13 protein-coding genes are annotated in these 12,319 nt (G+C 42.1%); 12 read left to right on the top strand and 1 reads right to left on the bottom strand.

Annotated features, from left to right (window positions below; translation table 11 throughout):
* Nucleotides 1–202: 202 nt before the first annotated feature.
* From M1B78_RS10785 to M1B78_RS10770, 4 genes are all read left to right on the top strand, one after another.
* The gene (locus M1B78_RS10785) at nt 203–1,132 is read left to right on the top strand and encodes a TIGR01212 family radical SAM protein (RefSeq protein ID WP_136009902.1); all 930 of its coding nucleotides are present in this window, start codon (nt 203–205) and stop codon (nt 1,130–1,132) included.
* Between the two features lie 61 nt (nt 1,133–1,193).
* On the top strand, nt 1,194–2,393 hold the full coding sequence (locus tag M1B78_RS10780) for an FprA family A-type flavoprotein (RefSeq protein WP_136009903.1): 1,200 nt from the start codon (nt 1,194–1,196) through the stop codon (nt 2,391–2,393).
* A gap of 55 nt (nt 2,394–2,448) precedes the next feature.
* Nucleotides 2,449–3,261 carry a glucosamine-6-phosphate deaminase gene (gene nagB / locus M1B78_RS10775; RefSeq protein WP_136009904.1) on the top strand — a complete coding sequence of 271 codons (813 nt, stop codon included), beginning with the start codon at nt 2,449–2,451 and terminating at the stop codon, nt 3,259–3,261.
* Between the two features lie 221 nt (nt 3,262–3,482).
* Complete coding sequence (locus M1B78_RS10770) at nt 3,483–4,553, top strand: TolB-like 6-bladed beta-propeller domain-containing protein (protein WP_257940680.1); 1,071 nt, start codon at nt 3,483–3,485, stop codon at nt 4,551–4,553.
* 8 nt (nt 4,554–4,561) lie between these two features.
* Here M1B78_RS10770 and M1B78_RS10765 read toward each other — a convergent pair whose 3' ends face one another.
* Nucleotides 4,562–5,437 carry an Rpn family recombination-promoting nuclease/putative transposase gene (locus tag M1B78_RS10765; protein WP_176468950.1) on the bottom strand — a complete coding sequence of 292 codons (876 nt, stop codon included), beginning with the start codon at nt 5,435–5,437 and terminating at the stop codon, nt 4,562–4,564.
* Nucleotides 5,438–5,737: 300 nt separating this feature from the next.
* Here M1B78_RS10765 and M1B78_RS10760 point away from each other — a divergent pair, with 300 nt between their 5' ends.
* The 8 genes from M1B78_RS10760 to M1B78_RS18770 all read left to right on the top strand — a co-directional run bounded on the left by M1B78_RS10760 (nt 5,738) and on the right by M1B78_RS18770 (nt 12,230).
* Nucleotides 5,738–6,832, top strand: a complete 1,095-nt coding sequence (locus tag M1B78_RS10760; RefSeq protein ID WP_257940666.1) for a winged helix-turn-helix domain-containing protein — start codon at nt 5,738–5,740, stop codon at nt 6,830–6,832.
* Between the two features lie 155 nt (nt 6,833–6,987).
* Nucleotides 6,988–7,188, top strand: coding sequence for an NVEALA domain-containing protein (locus M1B78_RS10755; protein WP_419180030.1), 201 nt, complete (start codon nt 6,988–6,990; stop codon nt 7,186–7,188).
* 220 nt (nt 7,189–7,408) lie between these two features.
* On the top strand, nt 7,409–7,636 hold the full coding sequence (locus tag M1B78_RS10750; protein WP_148356453.1) for an NVEALA domain-containing protein: 228 nt from the start codon (nt 7,409–7,411) through the stop codon (nt 7,634–7,636).
* Between the two features lie 98 nt (nt 7,637–7,734).
* Nucleotides 7,735–8,898, top strand: a complete 1,164-nt coding sequence (locus M1B78_RS10745) for a 6-bladed beta-propeller (protein ID WP_257940665.1) — start codon at nt 7,735–7,737, stop codon at nt 8,896–8,898.
* Nucleotides 8,899–9,295: 397 nt separating this feature from the next.
* Complete coding sequence (locus M1B78_RS10740) at nt 9,296–9,496, top strand: NVEALA domain-containing protein (RefSeq protein ID WP_419180029.1); 201 nt, start codon at nt 9,296–9,298, stop codon at nt 9,494–9,496.
* Between the two features lie 217 nt (nt 9,497–9,713).
* Entirely contained in the window at nt 9,714–10,007 is a 294-nt protein-coding gene (locus tag M1B78_RS10735) for an NVEALA domain-containing protein (protein WP_257940664.1), read from the top strand.
* A 184-nt stretch (nt 10,008–10,191) separates the two neighbouring features.
* Nucleotides 10,192–11,349: a 6-bladed beta-propeller gene (locus M1B78_RS10730; protein ID WP_257940663.1), complete on the top strand. Its 1,158-nt coding sequence runs from the start codon at nt 10,192–10,194 to the stop codon at nt 11,347–11,349.
* 575 nt (nt 11,350–11,924) lie between these two features.
* Nucleotides 11,925–12,230, top strand: coding sequence for a DUF1573 domain-containing protein (locus M1B78_RS18770; protein ID WP_346015112.1), 306 nt, complete (start codon nt 11,925–11,927; stop codon nt 12,228–12,230).
* The last annotated feature ends 89 nt before the right edge of the window (nt 12,231–12,319 follow it).

Here is a 12,319-nt window from a genome sequence, read left to right as displayed (position 1 = left end):
TTCTGAATGTCTTTCGTTACAAGCACTTGACCTTGCTTTGATATACAGCAACGGTCGTGATGCCAGCCATATCGTGGTGAATTAGAACAGATGAAAACACTTTGTTTTATGTTCGTTAACAAATCGGGTGGAAACTATTCTTGTTTTTGCAGGTTCATCCCACGGAAAAATCCTATATTTGCCATTTACATAAGGAATATGTATGGAAACCAAATCTACGCTCTATAATGAGTTCCCTCTTTTTCTGAAGCGATATTTTTCCTATAAGGTACAGAAAATATCGCTGAATGCCGGTTTTACGTGCCCCAACCGGGATGGAAACAAAGGAGTCGGCGGTTGCACCTATTGTAACAACCAGACCTTCAACCCCGATTATTGCCGTACGGAGAAATCCATTACCCGCCAGCTGGAAGAGGGCAAGCAGTTCTTTGCGCACAAATATCCTGGTATGAAGTATCTCGCCTATTTCCAGGCCTATACCAATACGTATGGCGAATTGGAAGACCTGAAGCGGAAATACGAGGAAGCCTTGTCGGCAGACGGGGTGGTGGGCCTGGTCATCGGCACCCGTCCGGACTGTATGCCTGACAGCTTGCTGAACTATCTGGAAGAGATGAACCGGCATACATTCCTTTTAGTGGAGTACGGCATAGAGAGTACCGACGACAAGACGCTCTGCCGAATCAATCGCGGACATACTTTCTGTGCTACCGCTGATGCGGTGGAAAGAACCGCTTCGCGTGGAATCCTGACCGGTGGACATGTCATCCTTGGACTGCCGGGCGAGACGCATGAAAGTATCGTTGCACAAGCCAGTGTGTTGTCCCGTCTGCCACTCACTACCTTGAAGATGCATCAGCTACAACTGATAAGGGACACCCGTATGGCTCTGGAGTACCGGCAGCATCCCGAAGATTTCCATCTGTTTAATGTGGAGGAATATATCGATCTCGTGATAGACTATGTCGAGCATTTGCGGCCGGACTTGGTGCTGGAGCGCTTCGTCTCCCAGTCTCCTAAGGATCTGCTCATTGCACCCGACTGGGGATTGAAAAATTATGAATTTAATCACCGGGTTCAAAAAAGAATGAAAGAACTCGGTGCATATCAGGGAAAGAAGTATGAAATGTGAGAAAAAAGAATTATTTTTGCCGCAACTTTAAATGTGGAATCAATCTAAATAAAGAATAGTTATGAACCCAAAAACAATGATAAAGGGAAAAATCCACTATGTGGGAGTGAATGACCGCAATAAGCATTTGTTCGAAGGCATGTGGCCGTTACCGTATGGAGTTTCCTACAACTCTTACTTGATAGACGATGAAACGGTCGCCCTGGTCGATACGGTAGACGCCTGCTATTTCGAGGTATACCTACGCAAAATAAAGAGCATCATTGGTGAGCGTCCCATTCAATATCTTATCATCAATCATATGGAGCCGGACCATTCGGGTTCCATCCGTTTGATAAAGCAGCATTATCCGGACATCGTCATCGTGGGCAACAAGCAGACTTTCGGCATGATTGAAGGTTTTTATGGCGTGACGGGCGAGCAGTATATGGTGAAGGACGAGGATTTTCTGGCTTTGGGGCATCATAAACTCCGTTTCTATATGACTCCGATGGTGCACTGGCCCGAAACGATGATGACTTTTGACGAAACGGAAGGAGTCCTTTTCGCTGGTGACGGTTTCGGCTGTTTCGGCACTGTGGACGGAGGTTTCCTCGATACGCGCATCAATCTGGACAGATATTGGGAGGAAATGGTACGTTATTATTCCAACATCGTGGGTAAATATGGTTCTCCGGTGCAGAAAGCGCTGGCCAAGCTGGGCGGTCTGCCCATCTCCACCATTTGCTCTACGCACGGGCCGGTATGGACAGAAAATATATCCAAGGTTATCGGCATCTACGACAAGCTGAGCCGCTACGCCGCTGACGAAGGTGTGGTCATTGTTTACGGCTCCATGTACGGCAACACGGAACAGATGGCGGAAGCCATTGCGGCGGAACTTTCAGCACAAGGCATCAAGAACATCGTGATGCACAATGTGAGCAAGAGCAATCCTTCTTATATCATTGCCGATATCTTCAAGTATCGCGGACTTATTATTGGCAGTCCCACATACAGCAACCAGATTTATCCTGAGATAGAATCCTTGCTTTCCAAAATTCTGGTACGCGAAGTGAAGGGACGTTATCTGGGATACTTCGGCTCCTTCTGCTGGGCGGGTGCTGCCGTGAAGCGTATGAACGAGTTTGCCGAAAAGAGCAAGTTCGAGATTGTGGGCGACCCGGTAGAGATGAAGCAGGCCATGAAGGACATTACTTACGAACAATGCGAAAATCTGGCACGTGCCATGGCGGAGCGTTTGAAGAAGGATAGGAAGTGACAAAAATTAAAATAGAGAGTTACCCCTAATTTATTAACCTAATAAAACAATCACAATGAGACTAATCATTCAACCGGATTATCAATCCGTGTCAAAGTGGGCGGCACATTATGTAGCTGCCAAGATTAAGGCCGCTAATCCGACGCCTGAAAAACCGTTTGTGTTGGGATGTCCCACCGGCTCTTCTCCGCTGGGCATGTACAAGGAACTTATCGACCTGAACAAAAAAGGCATCGTGTCTTTCCAGAACGTAGTGACTTTCAATATGGACGAGTATGTAGGTTTGCCCAAGGAACATCCCGAAAGCTACTATTCCTTCATGTGGAATAACTTCTTCAGCCATATAGACATCAAGCCGGAGAACACCAATATCCTGAACGGCAACGCTGCTGATCTGGATGCCGAGTGTGCACGCTATGAAGAGAAAATCAAGTCCTACGGTGGCATCGACCTCTTCATGGGCGGTATCGGCCCCGACGGACATATCGCTTTCAACGAGCCGGGTTCTTCTCTTTCGTCACGCACCCGTCAGAAGACATTGACTACCGATACCATCATTGCCAATTCCCGTTTCTTCGACAATGACGTGAACAAGGTACCCAAGACTGCCCTGACCGTCGGTGTGGGTACTGTGCTCAGCGCCCGCGAGGTGATGATTATCGTAAACGGACACAACAAGGCACGTGCCCTCTATCATGCAGTCGAGGGACCTGTGATGCAGATGTGGACTATCAGCGCGTTGCAGATGCACGAAAAGGGAATCATTGTTGCTGATGACGCTGCTACCGATGAATTGAAAGTGGGTACTTACCGCTATTTTAAAGATATTGAGGCGGAGCATCTGGATGCGGAAAGCTTGCTGAAGTAAGCAGATAGCTGATGACTAATAGAAAGGCGCATTGACAGCTTGACTCAAGTCTTACTGCCAATGCGCCTTTCTATTAGTCACCATGGTTGTTTTTTTGGGGGGGGACGAATACTGAATAAAATTAAACGGACTCTAAATGTGAAAAAACAATGAAAAAGAAAATGTTATTTATGACTCTGTTTTTGGTGACGGCAGTAACTTCCTTTCAAAAGATAATAGCTATGCGGAACCTCATCGGCCTGTTCTTTCTGTCTGTAGCTTTGGCTGCATGTACCTCTGCTCCCCGTAATGAAGTATTGTCTTATACGGACTTTCCCCGTACATTGGAGCTGAAGGGAAGAACGCTTCCGCTGGATACCGCCCTATTCCGTTATCCTTTCCGCATTCGTGTGCAGGGAGACCGGGCAGTTGTGCTTGATTTGCATGGCGAGGACTGTTTCTGCCATGCTTTCAGCTATCCGGCTTTCTGCCCCCTTTCCTCTTTCGGCAGGCGTGGCGAAGCTCCCGGCGAGCAACTTTCCGCTGAAGATGTCCGATGGAGCGGCGATGGTTTGTGGATTCTCGATTCCAATAAGTCCGAATTGATCCGGTTTGGTTGTGCCCTATCCGGTGATTCATTGTCGCGTCAGGAATCGGTGAACCTAGATAAGGATATTCTCCGCGCCCTGGACTTTGTGGCGATGGATGATTCCACTTTCATCATTCCCGACTATTCGGGCGACAGTCGCTTCTGTCTGGTGAACCGGCAGGGCAGTCTGTTGCATAAACTGGGTGGAATCCCTTCTTCCAACGAGGACGCTTTAAAGAATGCCCGTCCGGCACTGGCGCAGGCATGGCGCAGCTTCATCGATTACAATTCTCGTAACGGTGTCTTGGCAGCGGTGACACAGCTTGGCGAGGTGCTCGAAATCTATCATCTGAAAGACAGCACCCGCACAGTGTGCATTGGTCCTCACGGTGAGCCGGAGTTCAAAATTTCCCAGGGCTATGGCATCCCTACCGGCATCATGGGATTCAGCGATGTTCAGGTAACAGACAGCGCCATCTATGCCGTGTTCCACGGACGTTCTTTCAAGGAGATGGCACAGAATGCCCGGCAAGGCATCCATGTGGATGGCGGTCAATACATTTATGTGTTTAGCTTGAAGGGCGAACCGCTCTGTAGCTATGTGCTTGACCATTTTGTTAATGGCATCTCTGTGGATGAGCAGCAAGGCATCATCCTTGCTACGGATGTGAACAAGGACGAACCTGTCATAGAGTATCGCCCTCTTCATCGACTTTTCCGATGAAACCGGTTTTATAGTTTATTGATTTCCTCTACTTTCAATCCACTGCATCGCGCAATGACATCAACAGGAATGCCTTCCGCTTTCATTCTCAAGGCCATCTCTCGTTTTCCTTCTTCTTTTCCTTCTTTCCTTCCCACGGCTCTCCCTTCTTCTCTTCCTTCGGCACGTTCTGTATTGATATTGTCTCTCAGAATCACTACATTGTCCAGGTGCCTGTAATAAGCTTTGAGCTCATCTTTTTTCAATTTGTCCAGCTTCAGGCGTTCCCTGGCTTCGGGCAGGCCCGGGGCGGTCGCATCTTCGGGGATTTCGCCGGTGTTCAGGAAGTAGATCCATTGCTCGAGGGGTACTTTTGACCATCGGTTGAAGTCGTTCACCTTCAGGATGTAGTATTCGGGGTAGAGTTGGCTCACTTCGCTGACCTTGAACGTCTGCCTTTGGAAAGGCGAGAGCTGCAGTAGCTCGTTGTTGTGCATTCCTCGGAACTCCGTTTTCCCTTGATAGACAAAGTCCGTACCGCTTCCCAGTGCGAAGTAAACGATGTTTATGCTGTATATCTTTCTGATTTTCTCGTATCCTTCCCCCCGGTTGATGTACTCGGTCACCAGCTTGGAAGTTCCGAACAGCATCCTTTGGAAGTAGGCATATTCGTTGTTGTTCTGTATCTCGAAGAGAATCAGTTCCCCCTTCTCGTCTTCTGCCAGCAAGTCCACCCGGTTGTACTTGTCATACTCGCTTTCCTGGTTGCTTTCGCTCTCCAGCAGCCGCTTGATGGTTATTTTCTCTTTCAGCAGTGTTGTCATGAGCCCTTCGAGCACGGCAAAGTTTGCTTTGTCGCGCAGCAGCCGTTTCATGGCCCAGTCAAAACGGATATAGTTGGACATGGTTCTGTTTTTTTAATTCGCGGTTCAATACTGTTCGGCTATATACAGCCTGTTGCAAAGTAAAGAATTAAAATCCTAATAGACAAGGAATAGGGGAGTAAACTTGAGTTAAATATACTTCAGTTGGAGTTTTAGAGGGTAAGTCCCGTTGCCTATGCTGTCGGAAGTGTGGCTTTTGCTTCCCGGCTGCGGGTACTTTTTTTCTTGGGAGGAGTGTGAAATTCATGCTTGCTGTTTTTTAAAGGATTAGGAATAAATGCTTAACTTTTTGACCGAAAACAGTTTATCCATGAACCGACCATGAAAAAAGAATATTGGCAGCTGCTATTGATATACGCGTTTATAGGCATTGTGGCGGCGGGATTCACCGGCTGTTTTTTGTATCAGTACCGGCTGGAGTACTGGCAGACACAGGCGCGTGATGTTTTTCATTCGGCTTTACAGGAAGAGACACAGAAATGGAAGGACATTCCTATGTTCCGTCACTTCTCTGGAAACTTCCAATTGGATGCTTCTATTGACATTAAGAGGGAACCAATCAAGCTTTTGCTGACAAGCGAATATGGGCAAAAAGAATTTTGGGTTCCTTATGAGAAACACTCCCGTAATATGGAACGGTCTCGTGATATAAGAGGAGTCCATTCTTATCTCCTGCATGTCTCTCCTCTGAGTGCCGATTCATTGAATCTGTTTTGGAATAACCGGTTGGCTTCGATGGGATTTCCCGGAACAACGGCTGTGCGCATTTCTGTGTCCGACTGGCAGGAGCATGAGTCTTATGCTTATTCCGAAGATTCCCTTTATTTGTCGGAATCGGATAGTTTGTTCACTTATTATTTAGGACTTCGATGTGAAGTCGGCATGACCGGCTACCTTTATCATTCCTGTTGGATGGTTCTTTCCCGGAAAGACAAGGTTTTGTTGGCAGTTTTGGTGGCTTCCTGCATACTCTTGTTTTTTATACAGGAGTATGTGAGTAAAGTCTATCATCGTTTATTCGTCAAGGAAAAGCACATCGTGGTAGAAAAGGAAGTTCCGGTGGTTGCCGGTCACGGGAATCCTTCACGTATTTGTCAGTTGGAAGCAGGTGTATATTTTGATGCTGCTTCCCGCTTGCTGAAGAGGGGTGATGATGTTGTAAATTTGACTCCACTGCTTGCCCGGTTGCTGCAAGGTTTTTTGGATGCTGAAGATTATAAGTTGTCCAATGATGAGATCCTGCATTTATTGTGGCCGGATGGTAGTGGTGGCTCGAATAAAATGTATCAGTCTATAAGAAGATTGCGCGACTGTCTGTCGCTGGTCTCCTGTTGTACCATTGAGCGTGGAAATTTTGCTTATCAGTTAAAAATCCCCCATTTCATCGAAGAAAATTCCGGTAGGATAGTATCCTGACTACAATCTTACAATTTCTTATATTCCTTATTTTTCCCGAATATAAGATATTGTAAGGCCGGAAATTTGGATATGACTTTTGTTTTCCATTAACTTTACCCCATCATTCAAAAACTAATAATAAATGAAAAACAATGAAAAAGAAAATTCTATTTATGTTTTTATTTTTAGTGGCAGTAGCCGCTTCCTTTCAATGGAGTGTTGAACACGAAAACCTGGAGAGCCTGATGTTGGAAAACATAGAGGCTTTGGCATCGGGTGAGGGGCTGGTAAATATCAGCTGTTTTGGAAGCGGTTCCGTAGATTGCCCGATTTCCCATGTGAAAGTATATTTAGTACAAGAAGGAGGTTATTAGGAAAAAAGGAATGTGAATATAAAAGGGGCTAGAGAGGAGCGGACGGATAACGTTTTGTTGGCGCATTACGACCCGTCCGTTCCGTAACCCACCCCAGAAAGGAGGTTTCGGCAAAGATAACGATTTAAATTGAACGGGCAATATGTTTTCCTTTCCGTTGAAAGGATAGATACGGAAATAGATAAGAATTAAAAAGAATAAATTTGAAAGTAGAAAAACAATGAGAAAGAAGATTATGAAAGCTGCATTTGTTGCCGTATTTGCAGCTGTGGCAGGATATGGAGTTTATATGAATCAGAGAACAGAAGCAATGTCGGATTTGATGCTGGCTAATGTGGAGGCGTTGGCAAGTGGGGAATCTGATTATAATAGCAAAGTGTGGGAACGTTACTATCGCCCTGAAGGGGATGGATATAATTGTACTAAAACAGGAAATGAGACGTGTTGAAAAAATATAGTTTTTCCTGAATTGTAATGTAAGAAATGAGATGATAGCTTTTCATACATTGTTAAGCTATCATCGTCCTTCCTGTTCATGTAAATTTAATGTTGAAGATGATAAAATCGCTTATTTGCATTTATTTTGCAGGCCTTATATGTTTATTGATGGGTTGTAGTAGACCTAATGTAGTGAGTAGTACAGCCGCAGAGGTTATTGATTTTGGAAATTTGAAATCGGTAAATGCTGCAGAGTTGATTTCGGTATGTTCTTATGTTGCATTGGAATCCTCGGAAAATTCATTAGTGGGTAATATCGGTCAAATAGAAATCTGTGGCAATCGCATATACATACTTGATAACAAGATGAATACATTTAATGTGTTTGGCATGGATGGAAAATTTGTTATGAAGTTAGAAGGTCATGGAAATGGACCGGGAGAGTTTATATCTCCTCATTCTTTTTGGATTGACAAGCATGGGCATGTTCTGATTTTGGATAGACAGTTGAATAGGTTGTTGAAATATCGCTTGACTGATTTGAAATATATCGGTGATGTAACGCTTCCCGCGCCTTCACCGTTGTCTTTTGCTGCAATGCAAGATTCAGGAATGTATATATATTATTATCCTTTGAGGCAAAATGATGTCTTTTCTGGTAAACAGTTTGTTGTGGCTAATGAAAAAGGGGACGTAGTCCGTACATTTTATGACGCTCCGCTAACGGGGAAAATACTTCATGGTTGTCCTGCTAATTTTTATATGTTTAATGAGAGTTTGAGGGTTTATCCTTACTTCAGCAATCAGGTATATGAATTGAGCGGGAATTCTTTTGATGCTTGTTATGAATTCTCTTGGGGAAAACTGAAATTCCCTCCTTTGGAATTGTTCCAAAAACATGATACTTCAGGAGATGTGATGAAGGAAATATTGACAGGTGAGAATGATTGGATTAGACTTCTTTATGTGTATGAAACCAATCAAATGTTGGTTGTGAAGTATTATATAAAGAGAGATTTGTATTTATCAATCCGGGATAAAAAAGAGAATAGAACAGTTAATGTTAAAAGTGATATGATTGTTGATGATTTAGGACTTGGCGGAAGATTTCCCTTGCCTATGGCTGTTTGTGACGGTCTATTCGTGGGTGCCATTACTCCATTTGATGTTGTCAAGGAAGATGTCCAAGATAAGCGTCTGGAGGATTTGTTGGATAGCAAATCAGAGGAAAGTAATCCCATTCTCGTTTTTTATCGCTATTTGACAATATGAAGCGTGAATGCGTTTTTGGGATGCTGAAGATAATAGACTTTCCAAGGATGAAATCCTGCATTTATTGTGGCCGGATGGTAGTGGTACTCTGGATAAGTTGTATCAAAGTATAAAAAGATTGCGCGACTGCCTGTCGAAGATTTCAGTTTGTACAATAGAACGTAAGATTTCCGCTTATCTATTGAAAATCCCCATTTCATCGGAAAAAATACCATCAGAATAACATCCTGACATTATCTGACATTGCCTGACAATTTCTGACAATTTCTTTTTTTGCTTGATTGTCAGATATTGTCAGGATATAAATTTGGATATGACTTTTGTTTTCCATTAACTTTACCCCATTATTCAAAACAAATAATAAATGTGGAAAACAATGAAAAAGAAAATTCTATTTATGTTTTTATTTTTAGTGGCAGTAGCCGCTTCCTTTCAATTGGGTGCTGAACGCGAAAACCTGGACAGCCTGATGTTGGAAAACATAGAGGCTTTGGCGTCGGGTGAGGGGCACGTATCAATTGATTGTTTGGGAAGCGGTTCCGTAGATTGCCCGATTTCTCATGTGAAAGTATATTTAGTATCCGAAAGTGGCTATTAAGAAAAAGGAAGAAATGAATATAAAAAGGGCTGGAGAAGAGCGGACGGTACACGTTTTTTGACACTTTACGACCCCGTCCGTTCCGTAACCCACCTTGGAAAGGAAGTCTCGGCAAAGATAACGATTTAAATTGAATGGGCAATATGTTTGCTTTTCCGTTGAAAGGATAGATACGGAATGTTAATCTTAATCAGTAATTTTTTTTAAGATAAATAGTATGAAGAAAATGGCAAAAGCTACTTTAGTAGCAGTAGTAGCAGTAGTTGCCGGATATGGCATTTATTCTAATCAGAAAGTAGATAATATGTCGGATTTGATGCTGGCTAATGTGGAGGCATTGGCAAGATATGAGTTGCCGGAAGTAGATATAGCCTGTGGCAGTTCGGAAGGAAAATGCTGGGGAGATGATGGCTATGAATATACTTGGACTCCATTTGGTGGATTTAAAGTAACTCGTTGTAAATTTGTAGGCTATACTTGGGTGAGTTGTATACCTGGGTTGCCGGCATAATTTGAAGTATTTTGATTGTTTTGGGGAGATATTATTTTGTTTTGATTGTTTGTCATTTAAGAAACATATCTCCTCTCAACTTTTTCATTTAGCCCGCATCATTTATGAATAGGAATTTGAATTAATTCCTTTGGAAAGGTCTGCTCTTTAATTTTTAGATGTGAAATTTTAATCCATAACTGAAATGTATAAAGTTGTGTTTGGGTGTTTAGTTGTCTTTTTTTGTTTATGGGGATGTGTCAATAAGTATGATTCTATTATTGACACTGATGCGGCTTGTATTACTGTCAATCCGAATAATTCAGAAAAGTTAGATATAGAGGCTATTTTTTCTTCTATAGAAGTGACAGCTTTAGAAAGTTCAGAAGCATCGTTATTTGGTAAATGCGATAAAATGCTTTTTAAAGAAGGGAAATACTACATATTAGATAGAAAAGAGTCCTGTATCTATGTATTCAATGCAAATGGGACTTTTTTGAGAAATAGCAAAAGCAAACAAGGCGATGGTCCCGGTGAATATCACTGTATAGTAGATTTTGATATTTCTAAAGATAAGCATATTGAAATTTTGGATGTATCAGCATATAAAATTATGATATATGATGATGAATTTAATTTTTTAGATGAAGTTGAAATACCAAAAGATTTGTATCCCATAAGTACTTTTAAATGTTTGAATAATGAGTTATATGCCTTTTATTCTTCTTTCTCATCCACATCCAATGCGAATGATAGAATGAATATTTATTCTTTCAAACAAAATCGTATAGTAGAAAGTACAAAAGGTTATATTTATATTCCTTCTTTGAGGATTGGTGTTACTCAACCATATTCTTTTTATGAGTCTGAGGGAGATGTTTTTTTCTCTTTTCCTTATCCTAATGATAAGGTGTATAAAATAGAAAAAAATGAAGGTCATATAAAAGAGGTAATTCGTTATAATTTTGGAAGTTGTTCTTTCCCCTTTGAGAAAATAGATTCTCATAAAGCTATTTTTGAAGATATTATTAAGGGAAGTGGAAAATATGCTTTCCCTATTTGTCGATGGGAAAATAAGAATTTTTTATTTACATTTATTATGTATCAAGAAAAGCAACATCTTCTTCTTTATAAAAAGGATTCAGAACAGTCCAACCTTTATTCATGTACATTTAATAATGGTGAACTACTATTACCCCCAATCTATGTAGATAATGATTTTTTATATGTAATAGCCGAACCCAGTTGGCTGGAATATTTAGTATCCAAAAAATTATTGGTGGAAACTGCTGCTATAAATACAATAAACAACATTAAAGAAGATGATAATTCGGTAATCTTAAAATATCGTTTGAAAAAATGAAATATTTATATGTGTTTCTATGTTTGCTCATTTTTTGTATGTGTTCTGTTCCAGAACGAGAAAGCATTGTGAATTTAACAAAAGAGTGGAGCGGAAAACAACTTCTATTTCCTCAGGAGTTTGTTTTGGATGTGTATTTGGATGATTCTATAATTAGTTACAATAAGGTTGAATTCCAGCAAAATGCCATATTGATATATATAGATTCTATCGGTTGCATGAGCTGTAAAATGAATTTGCCAGAGTGGGCTAATTTTATAATAGAGTTAGATTCTATTTCTAATAAAACAGTCCCATGTCTATTCATTTTTAATCCTAAAAAAAATGGCAAAGAACGGGTGGTAAGTTTATTGAGGCGAGTTCATTTTTCATATCCAGTGTGTATTGATGAAAAGGATTCTTTTAATCTTCTGAACAAATTTCCTAAAGATAATCGTTTTCAAACTTTTCTGTTAGACAAAAATAAGAAGGTCGTCGCTATCGGAAACCCCATCAACAACCCCCAAACAAAAGAACTCTATCTAAGGATTATCCAGGGCGAACAGATTAGTCAAGGGAAGGAAAGCAAGCAGATAATGACCGAGGTTGGTATGGATGCGACTTCCGTGACCTTGGGCAGTTTCGACTGGCATAAGGAGCAAAAGGCGACCTTCACTTTGAAGAATACAGGCGGCAGTCCTTTGGTGATACAGGATGTCACCACCTCTTGCGGCTGCACCACCGTATCCTATTCCAAGGAGCCTGTTCGGCCGGGCAAGGAGATAACACTGGAGGCGGTCTATAAGGCGGAGCATCCGGAACACTTCTCCAAGACCGTCACCGTATATTGCAATACGGCATCTTCGCCGATACGGCTGTCCCTGTCGGGAGATGCAAAATAACAATGAGACTGACCATGGATATAAGAAGAAGAACTTTCCGCTTTTTTCCGGCATGCGCATTCCTTGTTGTGCTGTGCTTGCAGTCGTGC

Origin of the sequence: Bacteroides muris (ex Fokt et al. 2023) (genome assembly GCF_024704895.1) — a bacterium.
In the GTDB taxonomy this organism is placed as follows: Bacteria; Bacteroidota; Bacteroidia; order Bacteroidales; family Bacteroidaceae; genus Bacteroides; species Bacteroides muris.
The sequence above is the reverse complement of the archived record's forward strand: the minus strand, read 5'-3'. Positions and strand labels throughout refer to the sequence as shown.